At 37.7% G+C, this 18056-nt stretch carries 19 protein-coding genes, 1 pseudogene and 1 other annotated feature; of the genes and pseudogenes, 14 read left to right on the top strand and 6 right to left on the bottom strand.

Translation table 11 applies throughout. The annotated features are described in order from the left end of the window. Positions 1–38: 38 nt before the first annotated feature. Both AC6I0I_RS06290 and AC6I0I_RS06285 read left to right on the top strand, forming a co-directional pair. Positions 39–1124, top strand: coding sequence for a radical SAM protein (locus AC6I0I_RS06290; RefSeq protein WP_161832554.1), 1086 nt, complete (start codon positions 39–41; stop codon positions 1122–1124). Between the two features lie 77 nt (positions 1125–1201). After that, positions 1202–1629 (top strand): annotated as a pseudogene (locus tag AC6I0I_RS06285) (EamA family transporter). A gap of 423 nt (positions 1630–2052) precedes the next feature. On the opposite strand, the gene AC6I0I_RS06280 reads toward AC6I0I_RS06285, so the two are convergent. Then, the gene (locus AC6I0I_RS06280; RefSeq protein WP_161832556.1) at positions 2053–2286 is read right to left on the bottom strand and encodes a DUF8837 domain-containing protein; all 234 of its coding nucleotides are present in this window, start codon (positions 2284–2286) and stop codon (positions 2053–2055) included. A 142-nt stretch (positions 2287–2428) separates the two neighbouring features. Between AC6I0I_RS06280 and AC6I0I_RS06275 the strand changes: the two genes are divergently transcribed. Further along, positions 2429–2848, top strand: coding sequence for a DUF3888 domain-containing protein (locus AC6I0I_RS06275; RefSeq protein ID WP_161832557.1), 420 nt, complete (start codon positions 2429–2431; stop codon positions 2846–2848). A gap of 448 nt (positions 2849–3296) precedes the next feature. Here AC6I0I_RS06275 and AC6I0I_RS06270 read toward each other — a convergent pair whose 3' ends face one another. Together AC6I0I_RS06270 and AC6I0I_RS06265 are read right to left on the bottom strand one after the other, a co-directional pair. Beyond that, positions 3297–4730: an alanine/glycine:cation symporter family protein gene (locus tag AC6I0I_RS06270; RefSeq protein ID WP_161831405.1), complete on the bottom strand. Its 1434-nt coding sequence runs from the start codon at positions 4728–4730 to the stop codon at positions 3297–3299. Positions 4731–4886: 156 nt separating this feature from the next. Next, positions 4887–5303, bottom strand: coding sequence for a hypothetical protein (locus AC6I0I_RS06265; protein ID WP_161831403.1), 417 nt, complete (start codon positions 5301–5303; stop codon positions 4887–4889). Between the two features lie 279 nt (positions 5304–5582). On the opposite strand from AC6I0I_RS06265, the gene AC6I0I_RS06260 reads away from it, so the two are divergent. The 3 genes from AC6I0I_RS06260 to AC6I0I_RS06250 all read left to right on the top strand — a co-directional run bounded on the left by AC6I0I_RS06260 (position 5583) and on the right by AC6I0I_RS06250 (position 9325). Next, a complete protein-coding gene (locus AC6I0I_RS06260; protein ID WP_161831401.1) occupies positions 5583–6035 on the top strand; it encodes a YaiI/YqxD family protein in 453 nt (150 codons plus the stop codon). Between the two features lie 810 nt (positions 6036–6845). Continuing rightward, entirely contained in the window at positions 6846–8288 is a 1443-nt protein-coding gene (cls, locus tag AC6I0I_RS06255; protein ID WP_237658883.1) for a cardiolipin synthase, read from the top strand. A gap of 23 nt (positions 8289–8311) precedes the next feature. Then, entirely contained in the window at positions 8312–9325 is a 1014-nt protein-coding gene (locus AC6I0I_RS06250) for an aromatic acid exporter family protein (RefSeq protein ID WP_161831397.1), read from the top strand. Between the two features lie 81 nt (positions 9326–9406). On the opposite strand, the gene AC6I0I_RS06245 is transcribed toward AC6I0I_RS06250, so the two are convergent. Both AC6I0I_RS06245 and AC6I0I_RS06240 read right to left on the bottom strand, forming a co-directional pair. Then, a complete protein-coding gene (locus AC6I0I_RS06245; protein WP_161831395.1) occupies positions 9407–10552 on the bottom strand; it encodes a DEAD/DEAH box helicase in 1146 nt (381 codons plus the stop codon). A 37-nt stretch (positions 10553–10589) separates the two neighbouring features. Continuing rightward, entirely contained in the window at positions 10590–10742 is a 153-nt protein-coding gene (locus tag AC6I0I_RS06240; RefSeq protein WP_202618711.1) for a hypothetical protein, read from the bottom strand. 211 nt (positions 10743–10953) lie between these two features. On the opposite strand from AC6I0I_RS06240, the gene AC6I0I_RS06235 reads away from it, so the two are divergent. Continuing rightward, a complete protein-coding gene (locus tag AC6I0I_RS06235) occupies positions 10954–11235 on the top strand; it encodes a DUF503 domain-containing protein (RefSeq protein WP_161831393.1) in 282 nt (93 codons plus the stop codon). Between the two features lie 105 nt (positions 11236–11340). Here AC6I0I_RS06235 and AC6I0I_RS06230 read toward each other — a convergent pair whose 3' ends face one another. Next, complete coding sequence (locus AC6I0I_RS06230; RefSeq protein WP_202618710.1) at positions 11341–11490, bottom strand: hypothetical protein; 150 nt, start codon at positions 11488–11490, stop codon at positions 11341–11343. A gap of 240 nt (positions 11491–11730) precedes the next feature. On the opposite strand from AC6I0I_RS06230, the gene AC6I0I_RS06225 reads away from it, so the two are divergent. The 7 genes from AC6I0I_RS06225 (at position 11731) to AC6I0I_RS06195 (ending at position 18001) form a co-directional block, all read left to right on the top strand. Further along, positions 11731–13083 (top strand): MATE family efflux transporter, encoded by a 1353-nt coding sequence (locus AC6I0I_RS06225; protein ID WP_262953582.1) that lies wholly within the window; start codon positions 11731–11733, stop codon positions 13081–13083. 137 nt (positions 13084–13220) lie between these two features. Continuing rightward, complete coding sequence (locus AC6I0I_RS06220; protein WP_161831389.1) at positions 13221–13457, top strand: zinc ribbon domain-containing protein; 237 nt, start codon at positions 13221–13223, stop codon at positions 13455–13457. A 153-nt stretch (positions 13458–13610) separates the two neighbouring features. Continuing rightward, positions 13611–14540, top strand: a complete 930-nt coding sequence (locus AC6I0I_RS06215; RefSeq protein ID WP_161831387.1) for an MFS transporter — start codon at positions 13611–13613, stop codon at positions 14538–14540. Beyond that, positions 14528–14677 (top strand): hypothetical protein, encoded by a 150-nt coding sequence (locus AC6I0I_RS06210; RefSeq protein ID WP_262950562.1) that lies wholly within the window; start codon positions 14528–14530, stop codon positions 14675–14677. The genes AC6I0I_RS06215 and AC6I0I_RS06210 overlap by 13 nt, the downstream gene beginning before the upstream one ends. 142 nt (positions 14678–14819) lie before the next feature. Further along, positions 14820–15048: a binding site (T-box leader), on the top strand. A gap of 40 nt (positions 15049–15088) precedes the next feature. Continuing rightward, positions 15089–15568 (top strand): Lrp/AsnC family transcriptional regulator, encoded by a 480-nt coding sequence (locus AC6I0I_RS06205; protein WP_161831383.1) that lies wholly within the window; start codon positions 15089–15091, stop codon positions 15566–15568. Continuing rightward, positions 15565–16734, top strand: a complete 1170-nt coding sequence (locus tag AC6I0I_RS06200; protein ID WP_161831381.1) for an aminotransferase class I/II-fold pyridoxal phosphate-dependent enzyme — start codon at positions 15565–15567, stop codon at positions 16732–16734. Before AC6I0I_RS06205 ends, AC6I0I_RS06200 begins: the two co-directional genes overlap by 4 nt. A gap of 94 nt (positions 16735–16828) precedes the next feature. Further along, the gene (locus tag AC6I0I_RS06195) at positions 16829–18001 is read left to right on the top strand and encodes an alpha/beta fold hydrolase (RefSeq protein WP_161831379.1); all 1173 of its coding nucleotides are present in this window, start codon (positions 16829–16831) and stop codon (positions 17999–18001) included. Positions 18002–18056: the final 55 nt, after the last annotated feature.

Here is an 18056-nt window from a genome sequence, read left to right as displayed (position 1 = left end):
ATAGGTTTTATCGATGGGAAAATGGGGTGGAAGAGATGATGAATTTTTTAAATAATATGAATTTGTTACCTAAAAATTTTATCGTTGCAAATATTGTTGAAATTTTGAAAGAAGACCCGGATAACGGGGTTGATAAGTTGTATGAAATGTCGGGAACGTTTATCACCGATCCGCAGATTAAGGGTGTGATTGACCAAATTAAAATGTATTATGATACGCATCCTGCGATTAAACGATACGTCAAAAATATGATGTATAATACGAATAAAACGTGTTTGAATCATTTTTTGCAAAATGTTGCGGTGAAGGAGTTGTGGGAGGGAATTTCAACACGTGAGGAGATGTCTAAAAAGTATTCGGTCGCGATTCCTAATGCGTTAGTGTTAGACCTTGGGATGACGTGTCCGCTATCGGGGCGTGGTTGTACCTGTCGACCTCAACCGGGAAATGTGATGCCTGTCTCTGAGGTTCATCGTTTAGTAGGGGAGGCACGGGACTTAGGTGTTCATATCGTGGTGTTAACAGGAGGAGACCCATTTTTAGAGGAACGATTATTTAGTGTGTATGAAGCTTATGATGATGTCGAGTTTATCGTCTTAACAACAGGACTTGCCGTGACTTCGGTTGTTGCACAACGCATCGCAAAACTTGGAAATGTGTTACCGCTCGTTATTTTAGAGGGGACCCAGGCCTTGGATTCAACGACACAACAAACGGTTTTACGTTCCCTTGATATCATGAAAACAAATGGAATTTTATTCGGTATTTTAACGCCAGTGACACCCAAAAATGTCGCGCAGGTGACAACAGATGAATTTATTTTACCGCTCATTCGTAAAGGTTCGCGTTTGAATGGTTATGTCATTTCATTACGGCAAACGGAGGCGCCATGGAGTCATGAGGCGCTCAAAGACTTAGAGGAGCATATTTCCTTTATTCGTCAAACCCGCCCATACGTCACCGTTTTACTTGAAACGGATCAGATGACTAAACGTTGCGCAGTTGGTTCATTGGCCTTTCACTATGGTTTTGATGGACAAGATCAAGTCCTTGTTTTTCCACGAGTAACAACGACACAAACTGTGAATCAGCCATTAATTCAAGTGCTTCGCTTGATGCGATAAAAGACCTAAATGGAGTTCTAGAAATAAGGAGCTTTGTTTGATATAATCACCTCCAGAGAGAAAGAGGTGATTTTTTTATGGCACAATGGTTGATTTTTGCTTTATTAGCCGCAGTGAGTGCAAGTTTCGTGACGATTTTTACAAAAATCGGGATTCATCATTTAACGCCGGGGTTAGCAACGAGTGTGCGTGCAGTTATTATGGCTATATTTTTAGTGGCCGTTTCGTTCAGTCGGGGCGACTTTCACCAGTTAAAAGAGCTTGTGATGTACAAGCGGGATGTTGCATTTTTAATAGGGGCTGGAATTTGTGGGGCACTTTCATGGTTATTTTAAACATCGCATTGAAAACGGGAAAAACATGGCAGGTCGCGCCCATTGATAAATTATCAGTTGTGATTACCGTTGTTGTTTCGTTGCTGATCTTCCAAGAAGAAATAACCATGAAGGGAATCATCGGCGTTGTTTTAATTGCAATTGGGACCGTATTTGTAGCGCTAGCTTAACAGGTGAGACGGCATTAGCTTATTCGTTTGGTATGTTAAAAGCCCTTCATTTTCGTTTGAAAATGAAGGGCTTTTAACATAAAATGATGACCTGAAGCCCATTCTATCCCATGATTAAATTTTTAAAAGCTTCACAAGAATATATTAATATTTAAGAACTGTCTATTAACTTTTCTTCACCTTTTAAATCAAAAACATTTTCTAAATCAACACTCGTCATAGTATGAAGATAAACATCTTCTTCACTACTTTGATTAAATGCTAATTCATAAGCTTCCTTCAACGAAAGAGAAGTATTATTTTTTGAAAGATTTAAATTAAAATAATAACCTATACAAACTATAAAAAAAACAAAAAATAAAGGGTATTATTATTTTCCTATTATAAAATCTCATAAATCTCCCACCCAAAAAGTACAAAGAATTACCTTGGAGATAAATGGTTTCTCCAAGGTAATTCTTTATTACTATCAATATAAATATATGTACCAAAAGAGATTATTGGATTTTGCCGATTACTTCCTACCCAATGGACTGATGCATATCCAACTTCCGGAACTTTACCAGAAGCAGTACGATTGGTTCCACTATAAGCATTAACATCTTGATTATAACGAACTGCTACTTTAATATTTATATCATTTTCTGAGAAAAACAACCAACATAACCACTAACCTCAATGTTAATAACAATCTGCTTTTTATAATAACAACTCCCATAGTTTTTATATTAAAGCGTATAATATAAATATCCATTCTAAATGAACACTATCTTAAAATCATCAAACAGTGAGGAAAAAAATGAAAAAAACAAAAAACATCCTGTCTTTATTATTAATTTCAATTTCTTTATTTTTAAATTATAACTCAACTAAAATTTTAGCTGAAAATAAAAATTTATTTTTTAGTCATCTCTCAAATGAAGAAAAACTTTCACAATACAATCGAATACTAGATTTACTATTATTTGATTCTATACAAAAATCAATAAATGAAATTTATGGTGAAAATCAACGAGAATATTGGAATTTTGAAATTATAGAAATTGAACGAGGTTATTATCCATCACCATTTAATTATCGTTTAACAGTGAAATTTCAAACCTTTGCTGGGGCGCATAGTGAACCATACGACGATAATATAGCAGTATACGATATTATTAATTTTTCCCCATTAAAAATAAAAGAAATTAAATTCGAACATCATCCAACAGAAAATTAAAAATGTGTATACAACATAATAATATTGCATAATTTAAATAATAAAAAAAGGTAGAAATATTTCTACTTTTTTTTATTTTTCTTTCAAAACCCTACATAATTCATATAACCAACATTCCGAGCATATGTTTCAAGCGTCATTTCACTCTCTAATTCTTCATCCTTTTCAGAATCAATATGAATTAAATCATCATTTTGTGTATCATCTAAATTTAATTTTTTATGCCACTCTTTTATGAATGCTAAAATAAATGTGTTTCTTCCGCCTATAAGATATCTTTTCATTATATCAGGTAAAGCGTTTTATCACCCAAAGTCAGGAAGAACCAACTCCTCTTGATTACATATATAGATTTTATTCACCCACACGATTTGACAAAGAGCCGTTTTAAAAAGAAGGTCACCCAATCAGGGGACCTTCTTTAGATCATTCAATTAAACTTGAAGGGTTAGTTCCATTCATCAACGTTTGTTAGGCCTTCAATGTCTGAAGCTTTAAACGTTGGGTTTTGAATTCCTTGTTTACGTTGCATCGTGTAATTTTGTAGCGCTCTAAAGGCAAATTTACCAAGTAATAAGATAGCAATTAAGTTGACAATCGCCATAAATGACATAAATAAATCAGCTAAATCCCATACGATGGCAACCTTTGTAAGAGATCCGAAAATAATCATTGCAACAACAACAACGCGGTAGGCGATTAACCACCCTTTTTTCGTGCTCATAAATTCGATATTCGATTCTCCATAATAATAGTTTCCAATAATAGAACTAAAAGCAAAAAGTAAAATACAAAGGGCAATAAAGTAGTTTCCAATTACTCCGATTTGTGAAGTTAATGCAGCTTGTGTCAGTTGGATTCCTGTTAAATTAGGATCAGCGTGTGTTCCAGATAATAAAATAACAAAAGCTGTACAACTACAAATTAAAATTGTATCTGTAAAAACACCAAGTGTTTGGATTAATCCTTGTTGAACTGGGTGGCTAACTTCAGCAGTTGCGGCTGCATTTGGCGCTGATCCCATTCCGGCTTCATTTGAGAATAATCCACGTTTAACCCCTTGAATAAACATCACACCAAAGGCACCTGAGGCGAATGATGTAAAATCAAAGGCTTCTGAAATAATCAGACCAATTAATGCTGGAATCTTTGTGATGTTTAAAACGATGACTAATAAGGCCACAAGAACGTAAGCGACAGCTAATACAGGAACGATAATTTCTGAAACTTTCGCAATTCGTTGAACACCACCAAAAATAACACCCGCGGTAATAATCGCAAGTAAAATTCCCATGAATAATTTGTCCATTCCAAACGCCGTTTGGAATGCTTCTGTAATGGTATTGGCCTGAACGGCATTAAAGACAAATCCAAAGGTAATCGTAATTAAAATAGAGAAGAGTAATCCAAGCCAACGCTTGTTTAATCCTTTTTCAATATAATAAGCGGGACCTCCACGGTAAGCACCAGAAGCATCTTTTACTTTATAAATCTGTGCGAGCGTACTTTCGACGAAGCTTGAAGCACCACCAATAAGGGCGATAATCCACATCCAAAACACAGATCCTGCTCCACCAACGGCAATCGCTAAGGCAACCCCTGCAATATTTCCTGTTCCAACACGTGAGGCAGTACTAATACAAAACGCCTGGAAAGATGAAACTTTTCCATCTTTTGATGATTGTAAGGCACCATCTCCGAGTAATTTAATCATGTCTTTAAACATTCTAAATTGTACGAATTTCAACTTAAAAGTGAAATAAAATCCTGCGATGAGCAGTAATACGATGAGTAAGTACGTACCAATATACGTATTTCCAAAACTAATAATTGCATTAAGGAAGGTTAAGATCTTTTCCCCGATAACTTGTAACATTTCCATAATGTCCTCCTTTTGATGTTATATTATTGTCATATTCTGACACTCCCGCCAATAAGTATATCGTAAAATTGATGAAAATGGAAGAAGAAAGAAACAAAATGAAAAAAATGCCAATTTAAAAAGAGCAACTTGCAAGAAAGAAGTTGCTCTTTTCATTTAGTTTTGGAAAGGTTTAAATCCTGTGAGAACAAGTGTTGCCCAATCTGAATCAGGAGTTGTTTTCCATTCACATGTGACATTTAATTTTTTTAACCAGGCATTTAATCCTGTTGCAGTTTTACCGTCTGTTGCTGCCTGACGCCCAAAGACCTCTTTAATATATTCAAGGAGCTCCTTTTGCATCGTTGCATCTAGTGGCTTATCGATTAATGTTTCTAAATGTTCACGAACAGTGGTATAGTTTTGTTTATCATCGCGGTATAAATCGTTGACTAATAGTTGACGCTCACGATTTAACTCTAAGACAACCGCTTTAATTTCATCATGATTCGTTAAATATTTTTTAGCAATATTCATCGCTTGAACGGCTTGATCAATTTTAACAATACGTTTTTCAATAGCTGAACTTTTCATGTTTTCACTTCGCATTTCTACTAGTTTTTATTATAAGCCTAAGCATTATAACACTCTTATTTTAACTTTTCAATATAGGAATTTAAAAATTTGGTGTGATGAATGAGGAAAGAAAGTAAGTTGCTTTTTTTATTCGATTTCTAAGGAGAAAGGTTAAGGGGAGCATCTTAAGGAACAAGGGATAAAGAAGAAAAAAGAACCATATTTTTGTATAAAAGAAAAAGATTTTCGTCTACAATAGAATATTATGGTTAATGGTTGATAAAAGGAGCGGGCAAGATGAAGATTTATATTGATGCGGATGGATGTCCGGTAGTGAAGGAAACGATTGAGGTGGCGACTGCTTTTTTGATTCCTGTTGTGATTGTTTGCGATGTGGCCCATGAATTTTTTTTTGACGGGGTAGAAGTTGTGACGGTCATGCGGGGGATGGATGCTGTTGATTACGAGATTATGAATCGACTTGAAGTTGGCGATTTGGTTATTACGCAAGATTATGGCTTAGCGGCGTTGGTGTTAGCCAAGCGTGGTTATGCATTGAATCAAAATGGACGGCAGTACGATGAAAATAATATTGATGAACTGCTTTATCGTCGGCATACATTAAAGAAATTAAGGCAAGCGGGTGAGCGAGTGAAAGGTCCTAGGAAACGTTCAAAGGAAGATACGGCTCATTTTGTAAAAGCGTTGACGACATTTTTGACCGAAATTTGTGAAACCTGTTCTAGATAAACTTATCAAATGGCGAAATTTAAGGTATAATAGTATTTTTGAGACTAAAATGTCAGGTTGAATTAAAAGTTAAAAAAAGTTGGCTTGCTTGAAAAAAGGGGGGGGATTCAAACCAATGGACAACCTCCCATAAAAAATATCCGAATCCTCATATGATCAAGATGGGAAATATGAGGACTTATCAATTGGATTTGAATAAGCATGAGAAACTATCTACTTAACGGACGCCAGTTTTGGAATGAAGATGGTCATTAAAGACTTAGTTGTTTGCAGTGACGCATATTTTTTTAAAAATATCCATCAAATACCCGTCGTTCGTAAGTGAGAGAGGCGTTTAAAACGACTTCAAAAACATATTTCTTGAAAATATAGAAGGAATAAAAATAATTAAAAGGAGGTGAAACCCGTTGCCAATTTGTTAAAACAGCAAATATTATAAAACTCGCAATTCGATGACGACACCGGTGGTAAAAAAACAAGAAGTCATCCTACTTCACCTCATAACGAATTAGAGAGTGAAAACCAAACCTTCTCGTCTTGCTATAGAGATTTCAACTCTTCTTGGTATGATGAGAAATAAACGGTTATCAAAAGCTATTTAAAAGCAAGTCTCCTATGCATTTAAGCGCTAAATTCACTATAACGGTGAAAAGTATCGGGACGAGTTCGTAGAAGCTAATAAGTGCAATCCTTCGTTTAAAATTTGTTCTTGTTGTGAAAATATTAAATCGGAAACGGTGAACAGAGGACCTAACAAGTAAGGATAGAGTTTTATAATCTTTTGGCAACGGCTGTGTGATGCTAACGTGGATGATTGCTTTATCACTTTTTGTGATACAGTTTATCAATTTATGGACCATCTTACGAATGATTTTTAAGCGCAAAGATGAACCTATTTATATTATTGCATGGACATTAATTATGACCTTTATTCCGTTTATCGGATTTTTATTGTATCTTTTATTTGGTCATGGTCCAATCATGGCTAAAAAAGCGACGTTTCTCGATGAGGTAGAGGAGCGGGAATATCAGGAAACGGTGGAGTGGCAACTGAAGAAATTGATGAATCGACGCATTCATTTTCCTTATTTATCGTTTATAATATTTAATTTAAATTATAATAAATCACTGGTGATGGGGGCAAAGACATTTACCTATTTTAACGATGCAAAGGAGAAATATGAGGCATTGCTTGCGGATATATTAAATGCCAAAGATTCGATTCATGTTCTTTACTTTATTATTCGTGGGGATGAGAGTGGGGAACGGTTGATTCAAGCATTGACACAGAAGGCACGCGAAGGTGTACAAGTTCGACTTGTGTATGACGATGGGGGCAGCTTTATGACGCCTGCTTCTTTATTTCGTCCACTAAAAGAGGCTGGGGGGATGGTTGTCAAACACTACCCGGCAAAGTTAAAGATTTTTACCCTCAATTGGAATTACCGTAATCATCGTAAAATTGTTGTTATTGATGGGAAGATTGGTTATTTTGGCGGGATGAACATTGGCGATGAGTATTTATCGAAAAATCCGAAGTTTACCCCTTGGCGAGATGCCCACGTCCGTGTAACGGGAGAGGTTGTTCGTTCATTACAACTTCGGTTTTTAAAGGACTATACAGCTGTTATTGAACGTCTGTCAGATTTAGAACAGATTAAAACGCATCTTTCACGTTATTTTCCCGAAGAAGATCACGAGGATGCTGAAATTGAGTTACAACTTGTTTATGATGGACCGGATCAAGAACGGGACCACATGCGTGCGACTTATATTAAGTGGGTCACGATGGCGAAGGAAAGCATTTGGATTCAATCGCCTTACTTTATTCCAGATAGTGAGTTTTTACATGGATTAAAAATTGCTTCTCATTCGGGAATTGACGTTAAAATTATGATTCCAATTATCCCGGATAATCATTTCGTCCACCGTGCCACGACCTCATATATTAAAGAACTATTAGAAGCGGGGATTGAGGTTTATTTTTACGATGGCTTTTTACATTCTAAAACGATGGTTATTGATGGTCAATTAGCGACGATTGGGTCCGTCAATATGGATGTTCGTAGTTTTAGTATTAATTTTGAGTTGGCGGCATTTATTTATCACGAATCAGTTGCCCATCAGCTAATTGAGCAGTTTAAAGCGGACCAGCAACGGTGCCGTTTATTAGATTTGACAGATGAGAACAATAAATCGTGGTGGATGAAAGCGGAAGAGTCAGTGTATCGTCTTTTATCCATGCTTATGTAAGGTTTTAAAAAGGAGAAGTTTAAATGAAGTATCGTTTAGGGATGCGAACCATTAAGACGGCGCTAGGGGCAACCCTAGCTATTTTAGTGGCGCAGGCACTAGGATTAAAATACGCGCTATCGGCAGGGATTATTACGGTGTTAAGCGTGCAAAATACGAAGCAAAAATCAGTAGAAATAGCGAAATTACGGTTATATTCAACTGTACTCGCTCTGTTATTGAGTGGGATTCTTTTTGTAACATTCGGATTTCATCCGGTTTCATTTGGTCTGTATTTACTGCTATTTATTCCGTTAGCGGTTGAATTTAAATTGAGTGATGGGATTGTCATGAGCTCTGTCTTAGTGACGCATGTGCTCGGTGAGGGATACATCCATTGGAATTTACTCGTCAATGAACTGTTATTAGTCGCTATTGGTGCTGGCATTGCGTTAATCTTTAATCTCTATATGCCCAAAATGGTTCAACAGATCAAACACGATCAAGCTACAATTGAGGAGCAGTTTCGTAAAGTTTTGTTTTGTCTGGCCAAAACGATTCGTAGTCGTTCCGTGACAATTGATGAGGAAGTATTGTTTCAATCACTTGCGGATCAGTTAGAGTTAGCAAAGGTACGGGCTGAGCACAATCGTCAAAATTATTTATATGATGAGATGACGTATTATGCACAATATATGGAAATGAGGCTGATGCAATATCAAGTTTTAATTGGGATGCGTCAGCTTCTTGGAAAGTTGCAGATGACACTCGATCAATCGATTTTACTGGCGGATTTAACCGAGCATATTGCGAGTAGTTTGCATGAATTTAATACGACAGATGAGCTCATGGTTGAGACAACACAAGTGCTTCACATCTTCAGAAATCAATCATTACCAAAAACACGCGAAGAATTTGAAAATCGCGCCATGTTGTTTCAATACTTGAATGATGTCAAACACCTCTTAGAAATTAAGCGTCAATTTGTGATGAATTTAACGGAGGAACAACTTCAGAAATTTAAGCCGGAGGCGTCTTGCTCTTTGGATGAAAAATAAATAATGAATTTATCACGAGTTGCGGAGTTTGGAGGGTAAAAAAAATCATGTTCAATGAAAGGTTGAACATGATTTTTTTATTTATTTTTTAACTGGGATAAATTGACCGTGGCTGACTTGCATTTCTTCAAATTGAATATCAAATTTCTTTTGGTATTTTTTTAAAGTGCTAAGGTCTTTATCGGTAATAATACAAATTGATTTTCCATCAGAGAATCCGCGGGCGGTACGTCCGGCACGATGTAAATATTCATTTGGATTTGACGGACAGTCAAGGTGGATAATGTGAGTCACAGCGGGAATGTCAAGTCCACGTGCGGTCAGGTCAGAAGAGATTAAAAGTTTGATTTTACCGCTGCGGAAGGCGTCTAATGCACGTTTTCGCTCTTCTTTTTTTATATTACCACGCATCATAAACGTTTCTTTTTGGTGATAATTTAATTTTTCTGCAATTTCTTGCATGGAATCGTTTTGGTTAACGAAAATAAGGGCACGTTCTGGATCTTCAGCAACGATCAGTTTACGTAATAATTCGAATTTATCTCGACGATCGCCTTTTAAATAAAAATGAGCAATATTCGGATTCATTGAAATACGATCCGTCATTTTTAAGACGACCGGTTCTTTCATAAATGTTTTCGCTAACTCTTCTGTTTGTGAACTAATTGACGCTGAGAATAAGCATAATTGACGGTCACGTAACGTTGTTTTAATAATATCTTGGATCGTTTTAGTATTTGTATTATCAAGTAAGCTATCTGCTTCGTCAAGGATGATCGTTTTAATGGTATGGGCCGTAATTTTTTTCTTTTTGATGAGTTCTAAAATTCGCCCTGCGGAACCGATAATGAAGTGTGGTTTTTCTTTTAATTTTTTGATTTGTTTATCAATGTTTGCTCCGCCAATAATCGTTGTTGAAGTGACAGGCTCACCCGAGTTAGCCGCTAATAACTTCACTTGGGCATCAATTTGCATGACTAACTCATGCGTTGGGGCTAAAATTAACACTTGCATCTCGCGTTTGGTTACATCGATTTTTTGAAAAAGGGGAAGAAGGAAGGCGAGTGTTTTCCCGCTTCCGGTATGCGATTGAGCAATCAGGTCCTGGTGGTTTAAAATCAGGGGAATGGCTTGTTCTTGAATGGGAGTTGGGGTTGTAATCTGTTGTTTTGCTAATCCTTCAATCAGAGAAGGAGTTAATTGAAGTGTTTCAAATGATAAAGACATAGTTGTTCTCCTTTAATTAAAGTTGGGTGCGACAAGATTATTTATCGAATAGTCCGCCACCTTTGTGTCGTTTAATGCGTTTGCGTGCTTCACCAATTTGTTTATCTGGTCGCTTTAATTTATCTTGTTGTTTCGTTTTTTGTCGTTTTTCTTCAATGATTTTTTTCATTAACTCCATATTTGTTGTCATAATTCATTTTCCTCCATATAAACTAATGATATTCTTTTGGATGACCTCTTTTTATTTTATACCATTTACAACGTTTTATCTATACAAAAACCGACAAGTATTTTTGGATGAGGGGTGTCAGTGGTAAGAATAAAAGGGTGGGCTTAGGCGGGCGGTGTGTGAAAAGGCAACGATTAATGTCTGATGAAAAAAATGAAAGGTGTGGTTTGAAATGAAAATTGGTTGTTTAGAAGTGACGCTCGGTGTTCCATTTGTCACGAGTTTAAAGGAGAAGCGGATGATTGTTCGAAGTTTGGTCGCGAAGATTAGAAATCAGTTTAATGTATCGGTTCATGAGGTTGGGGCGCTTGATGTCCATCAACAAATAGTTTTAGGCGTGACAACAGGATCTAATTCAGAAGCAACGTTGCATTCTGTTTTAGATCACGTCATTAATTTTATAGAATCTAACTATGATGTGAGTGTGGAGGAAGTCATTAAAGATATTTTTTAAATGGAACAGGAGAAACCCATAAAATGAAATCATTCGTTTGGGGTTAGTAAAATTAATGCTTCGAGCATGAGAAAAGGCAACCTTGATCAAGGTTGCCTAAATAAATTAGCCTAAAACACCGGCTTTTTTGCGTGAACTTTTTCCTTTTTGTCCTTTGACCATTTCACGGCTTGGTATAAGTTGCGTTTTTTGATTTGCCGTCTGTTGTTTTTTTTGTTCGAGTAGGGCCTTGATGGCTTGCTTGGTTTGGCTCATAGTGAACGTCTCCTTTGTTTAGTTTATTATTATTTTACCGAAAAATGTCGATTTATCCTAGTGGTTCGTTAAAAAAGATTGATTATTTAATAAATTTTAGATATAATAAATTGTCTATGAGAGTGTAAAAATTACATTATAAGTGTTGAACCCCCACTTTGAAAAAACTTCAAACTGGGGGATTTTTTATGTAAAATGGTCAATACTAAAAAAAACACATGGAGAGGAAAGAGGCGAACGATGAAAAAAGAAACATCATTTTATAAGCGATTATTTATTTTAACCTTGCCGATTGTCATTCAAAATTTAATTACGACATCGCTTAATATGTTAGACACGGTTATGATTGGAAGTTTAGGTGAAGTCCAATTGGCGGCAGTTGGGGTGGCGAATCAATTTTATTTTTTATATAGTTTGTTAGTGATGGGCGTGGGTGCAGGTTGCGCCATTTTGATTGCCCAGTTATGGGGAAAACGAGATGAAGAAAAGATTCATGCCGTGTTAAAGCTTGGATTACTTGGGGCAACTGCCTTTGCGGTTGTCTTCATGGTTGTGGGCTTTTTAATGGCACAAAAAATTATCGGGTTGTTTAATACGGATCCCGATGTTGTACGTTTAGGAAGTGAGTATTTACGCATTTCAATTTTTAGTTATTTTGTTTCAGCCATTTCCTTTGTGTATGCAGGCGCTTTACGAAGTATCGGAAATAGTGCGTTGCCGATGTGGGGAAGTTTAGTTGGTTTAATTGTCAATGGCGTTTTAAATGCGATTTTAATCTTCGGTTTATTAGGGGCGCCTGCGCTTGGCGTGAAAGGGGCAGCGATGGCGACCCTTGTGGCACGTGTGGTGGAGTGTGCGATTATTTTGACCGTCGTCACGATTAAAGTAAAGCCTTTGCGTCTTCGTTTCCAAGACTTTAAAACCATTGAACTTCCGTTAGTGAAATTGTTATATCAAACGGCGTTACCGGTTGTGTTAAATGAGGCGTGTTGGGGATTGGCGAATGTGACGTATACGATGATTTATGGTCATATCGGGGTCAATGCGATTGCAACGACACAAATTACGTCGACGATTCTAAATTTATTTACGATTGTTATTTTCGGGATGGCCCATGCGTCGGTTGTAATTATTGGAAATGAAATTGGGGCCAATCGTGAGGAACAGGCGCTTTTATATGCGAAGAAGATTATTCGTTTATCTGTTGTTGTTGGTTTAGTGATGGCGGTGACGCTTGCGGCCTTATCACCTGCCATTGTCTTAATGTACAATGTGTCAGACACAGTTCGAGCGGATGCGATTAAGATTTTAATTATTTATGCGATTTTTATGTTGCCGCGTGTTTATAACGGGGTGCAAATTGTCGGAATTTTACGAGGTGGAGGCGATGCGAAATATGGATCAATTGCCCAAGGGTTATCGATGTGGTTAGTCGGAATCCCGCTGGCATTTATCGCCGCTTATTGGTTGAAATGGTCGATTTCCTCGGTGATTTTCCTTTCGACGTTAGAAGAGGTCCTTCGTTTCTTTATTTTAAGACACCGATTTAAATCAAATAAATGGATGAATAATATGGTCAAAGATATGGCTTAGTAGTATATTCTACATCCTATTTTCATATCATGCTTGTAAAGATGAGGCGGAGCGTCGCATCCTTACAAGCTTTTTTTATGAAAGGAAAATGGTGTGACGTGAGAGTAACATCAATTTTAAACACGAAGGTTAGGTAAATGGACGTGAATGCAGATGGTAGTAAAAATGAAGACCATGGTTCTTATTGTTTTGAAAACGGAGGGTTTACGTTTAATGGAACAATGGAAGAAATGATTGGAATTTGTGTTCCTCATACGGCCGCTGCAATTTCTAATCTGACGGAGGAAGGCGTAAGAAGAGCCATGCGTGAATGGTTCCCGATATTAAAGCGTTGGGTGTTGAGAGACGTAATGAAAGGTCCATTGATGCAATAGAAGTGTCTTTAGTTTAGCTAGTTATAGGATAAAAGATTTTATTTGATTGATGATAGCCTGAGGGAGGCGAATCTATATGTTCTTTAATAAAATAGGATCTCTCCTTTTGTTAGAGGAGTCCCTACGGTGTATCGTGAGTGAGATTTTTAGTTTTTGATTCCGATTGTTGGATTGAAAGTATTGCAGTTAACGACGTCTGAAATTTCTTTTGCAACCATGTTATTTAGTCTCGGCTATTTATTGTTTAGCTATGTTTTAGGAAGGCTTGCTGATCGGTTTGGGAAGAAACGATTGATTTTAATTGCCTTGGGTGTGGCCTCATTTTTACTTATCTTATGCTCACTGTCCATCGGAGTCGACTCTTTTTTTAAGTGGGAGTATTTTTTGATTGTTTTAGGGATGGGTGTGGCAGTAGTGAGTAAGGAAACAACAATGGGTGCTTGGATTCCTGAGTTGTTTAGTCGTAATGAGTGGTTGAAAGTGAATGGGGGTATTCAGGGAACAAAATCTGTCGCCAATTTAGTGGGGCCGCTTTTAGGTGGGATGATGGTTTCTTCTTTTCAAGTGCCCGTGTCACTGCTGATTCTTTCGGTGTTATTAATAGTAGGAATGGGGATGTTAAGCACGATTAAATCAGTAGAGCGTGAAGAAGTGAAGATAAATGAGGGGACTGAGCCGTTTAGCACTCATTTTTTCAGTCGAGTGAAGCTCGCTTTGAGGGAGCCTTCCCTCCGGGCTGTTTTATTGACAACGGCAACACTTAATTTAGCCATGTCACTTTATCAAACGATTCTTCTTCTTTATCTCATGACGTCGTTGAATTTAGGAGAGTCATTGAGCGGTTTTGTTCTCTCGATTAGTGGGATAGGAGCGATCTTAGGAGCTGTTTTATCTCGTCGTTTCATTCAAGTTGTCGGTTTGAACAGGACGATGTTTTTGATGCCCCTCTTAGGTGGAATTGGTGTTTTATTGATAGCTCTTCCTTTAGGGAAGGCTTGGATGTTTCTTTTGGTGATGGGACAATCTCTTTCTTTATTTGCACGAAGTGTGGGGAGTACAGCCGAACGACGGTGTGGCAATTGAAGGTTCCATCAACGATTCGAGGGGAAATGAATGGAATGATGATGACTTTAACTTGGGGGATGATTCCACTGGGTTCTTTTTTAGCCGCTGTTTTTGCCCCATTCATTTCGTATGCTTGGATGATTGTGATAGCTTAATCATGGGGGCAAGTGTTTGGACGGTTGGCGTGTGGAAAGATTCTTTGATTGCTTCAGCGTCCCTTTCTAGTGAAAGATAAATTAAAAAGTTTGGATTGACTCTTGTCAAGTGAGGGATTTCTCGTTATAATAGTTAACAATAGTAAAGATGATGATAAGAAGGAGTACATTTAAGCGATCTTTTTAGCGAGCTGATGAGGGTGAAAATTCAGTAAGAGTCATTAAATGGAAGCAGTCTTTGAATTGCGCACTGAGAACTAAGAATTTTTCTTAATGTAGGTGTTGCCGGTTGCCCACGTTACGGGTGTCGAGTGGGTCATCGCACGATGACTTATGAGGGTGGTACCGCGAAGTTGTCCTTCGTCCCTTTTGGGATGAAGGCTTTTTTTATTTTAAAAAGGAGGTCATGTCATGGAAGAAATCTTAGAGATTTTAGAACAAAATAGTCGTTATACGGATGAAGAAATTGCCGTTATGGCAGGAAAAACGGTGGAAGAAGTTCGCGAGGCGATTCGTGATTATGAGGAGCGTAGCATCATTGCGGGCTATACAACGTTGATTAACTGGGAAAATACAGGGAAGGAAAAAGTAACGGCCTTGATTGAGGTGAAAGTAACTCCTCAACGTGGTGAAGGCTTTGATAAAGTTGCGGAGCGTTTGTATCAGTTTGATCAAGTACGTGCGTGTTATTTAATGTCAGGCGGTTTTGATTTAACGGTCATTGTTGAGGGTAAAACAATGAAGGACGTCGCGATGTTTGTATCAGAGAAATTAGCGGTGCAGGAATATGTGCTTAGTTGTTCAACACATTTTGTCCTTAAAAAATATAAAGAGCACGGAACCATTTTTAAAGAACGAGAATTTGATGATCGCGAGGTGATTTTCTTATGATGATGGAAGACATGATTTTAGAACGCGTAAAAAAAATGCCCCCATCGGGGATTCGTAAATATTTTGATATGGTGCATGAAATGGAAGGGGTTATTTCTTTAGGTGTTGGAGAGCCAGACTTTGTCACGCCATGGAACATTCGAGAAGCGGGGATTTATTCGCTTGAAAAAGGACATACCCATTACTCATCAAATGCAGGTTTTTTAGAGTTGCGTGATGAAATTTCACGTTACTTACATCGACGTTTTGAGTTAAGCTACCATCCAGAAGATGAGATTTTGGTGACCGTTGGGGGAAGTGAAGGGATTGATCTAGCGCTTCGCGCCCTAGTTGGACCAGGAGATGAAGTTATTATTCCTGAACCAAGTTTTGTTGCTTACCAAGGATGCACGACTTTTACAGGGGCGACACCGAAGGTGATTGAACTAAAAGCAGAGAATGAATTTAAATTGACAAAGGAAGAGCTATTAGCAGCGATAACGCCAAAAACAAAGGTGCTGATCATGCCGTTTCCAAATAACCCAACAGGAGCCATTATGACAAAAGAAGAGCTCCAAGACATTGTTGACGTGATTAAAGATCGGAATATTGTTATTATTTCAGATGAAATCTATGCAGAACTGACGTACGAAACGAAACATGTTTCCATCGCAAGTTTTGAAGAAGTTAAAGATCAAACGTTATTAATTAACGGATTTTCAAAGGCATATGCGATGACAGGGTGGCGGTTAGGGTATGCCTGTGGGCCTAAAACATTAATTCAAGCCATGAAAAAGATTCATCAATACGCGATTATGTGTTCGCCAACTACGTCACAATATGCTGCCATTGAGGCGATGCGAAATGGCGATGCAAGTGTCGAAATGATGGTTAAGGAATATAATCGCCGTCGACGTGTTCTTGTCGATGGGTTTAGAAAGTTAGGACTTGATTGTTTCGAACCGTTAGGGGCTTTTTATGTTTTTCCATGTATTAAGTCAACAGGATTATCAAGCGATGAATTTTGTGAACAATTACTTCTGAGTGAGAAGGTATTAGCAGTTCCAGGAAATGCCTTTGGTGCATGCGGTGAAGGTTATATTCGTGCGTGTTATGCGGCTTCATACGAAGATATTAAAGAGGCACTCGTGCGAATTGAACGTTTTTTAACTCAATTAAAAAAATAGTGCTCAAAGCTCTCCGATGATTTGTGAGAGCTTTTGGCATATTTAAACCGGTCCTTTCATACGTTTGTAAGAGATTGAGATGGGGGGGATGTTGTTGCGAAAAATTTTGTTTAAAACGGTGCTTCATTTATTAGCTTCTGTTTCATTGATGTTCTTAATTATTATAGGCGGCCTTTTTGTTATGCGACAACTCTCCTTTCAATCCACGTTAGCACAAGCTGACCAACTGAACAAACAAGGTGGGATTAGTGAAATGCGCGAAGTCTCTTTAGGTGGAATTTCTCAATACATTGCGATTGAGGGAGAAAATCGGGATAATCCCGTTTGCCTTTTTTTACATGGGGGACCCGGACTCTCGCTTCCATACGGCATAAGTGGCCGTCATCAAATTGAGACGATCAGTTCCCACTGTAATGTTGTTTATTGGGATCAACGGGGTGCTGGGAAGACGTTCAGTGATCAGAAAGGGGACTCTGATTTTACGTATGAACAATTGGAGTCGGATGCAAAAGAATTAATTGCCTATTTAAGAGAGGAATTTGAACAAGATAAAATTTATTTGGTAGGTTATTCTTGGGGAAGTGTATTGGGTCTGCGACTTGCGAAAGCTTTACCGGATCAGTTAGCAGGCTATTTTGGTTTGTCACAAGTTGTTAATCCAAAGGCTTCTGAACGATTGCTTTATGAGTGGTTGCTTGAAGAATTTGAAACAACGGGCCACCATCACTTTATTACGCAACTGCGGCAACTTGGGCTTCCCCCTTATGAGAAGCAGAGTAGTCAACAGGCCTTTCAGGAGTTGTTAACACAAAGTAATGCTTATGTGAAATGGAATGAGGGGCTTCCGAATGTGAATGTGTTACAGTGGTTTTATCAAGTCTTTGCGTGTCCAGATTTATCTATTGGGGAGGCTTATGATACACTATTTCAAGCATCGGATAAGATGTTGAATCAGGGAAACTATTGGAAGCAATTGCAAGAGGTTAACTTGATTGAAGAAATCAAGCAGGTTCAAATACCGCTTTATTTTGTAACGGGAGCGGATGACTATATTTGTCCGGTTTCCTTAGTCGAGGAATTTATGAATCAAGTGTCGTCGAGTGAAAAAGAATTGTTAGTTCTTGAACATTCAGCTCATTACTTTTCGGTAGAGGATGAGACGAAGATGTATGATTGGATGAAAGAAAAAATTAAAGGAGCGCACACTAACGAGGCTTCTGATGAAGAGCAAACGGTTGGGGATGTCATTTCTAACTTGTTACAGTGAAAAATTTCAGGAGCTGTCATGACAGGAATCACGAAATGTTTAAATAAGCCGACAC

This window comes from Turicibacter sp. St.80E1, assembly GCF_059728495.1.
Note: the sequence above shows the minus strand (reverse complement) of the source record. Positions and strands in the feature narration are given on the sequence as shown.

Bases quoted from the DNA above. Each gene is read 5' to 3' on its own strand.
- AC6I0I_RS06290 (WP_161832554.1), top strand. From the start codon at position 39: ATGAATTTTTTAAATAATATGAATTTGTTACCTAAAAATTTTATCGTT.
- AC6I0I_RS06275 (WP_161832557.1), top strand. From the start codon at position 2,429: ATGAAAAAAACAAAAAACATCCTGTCTTTATTATTAATTTCAATTTCT.
- AC6I0I_RS06270 (WP_161831405.1), bottom strand. From the start codon at position 4,730: ATGGAAATGTTACAAGTTATCGGGGAAAAGATCTTAACCTTCCTTAAT.
- AC6I0I_RS06265 (WP_161831403.1), bottom strand. From the start codon at position 5,303: ATGAAAAGTTCAGCTATTGAAAAACGTATTGTTAAAATTGATCAAGCC.
- AC6I0I_RS06260 (WP_161831401.1), top strand. From the start codon at position 5,583: ATGAAGATTTATATTGATGCGGATGGATGTCCGGTAGTGAAGGAAACG.
- cls (WP_237658883.1), top strand. From the start codon at position 6,846: ATGATTGCTTTATCACTTTTTGTGATACAGTTTATCAATTTATGGACC.
- AC6I0I_RS06250 (WP_161831397.1), top strand. From the start codon at position 8,312: ATGAAGTATCGTTTAGGGATGCGAACCATTAAGACGGCGCTAGGGGCA.
- AC6I0I_RS06245 (WP_161831395.1), bottom strand. From the start codon at position 10,552: ATGTCTTTATCATTTGAAACACTTCAATTAACTCCTTCTCTGATTGAA.
- AC6I0I_RS06240 (WP_202618711.1), bottom strand. From the start codon at position 10,742: ATGACAACAAATATGGAGTTAATGAAAAAAATCATTGAAGAAAAACGA.
- AC6I0I_RS06235 (WP_161831393.1), top strand. From the start codon at position 10,954: ATGAAAATTGGTTGTTTAGAAGTGACGCTCGGTGTTCCATTTGTCACG.
- AC6I0I_RS06230 (WP_202618710.1), bottom strand. From the start codon at position 11,490: ATGAGCCAAACCAAGCAAGCCATCAAGGCCCTACTCGAACAAAAAAAA.
- AC6I0I_RS06225 (WP_262953582.1), top strand. From the start codon at position 11,731: ATGAAAAAAGAAACATCATTTTATAAGCGATTATTTATTTTAACCTTG.
- AC6I0I_RS06220 (WP_161831389.1), top strand. From the start codon at position 13,221: ATGGACGTGAATGCAGATGGTAGTAAAAATGAAGACCATGGTTCTTAT.
- AC6I0I_RS06205 (WP_161831383.1), top strand. From the start codon at position 15,089: ATGGAAGAAATCTTAGAGATTTTAGAACAAAATAGTCGTTATACGGAT.
- AC6I0I_RS06200 (WP_161831381.1), top strand. From the start codon at position 15,565: ATGATGATGGAAGACATGATTTTAGAACGCGTAAAAAAAATGCCCCCA.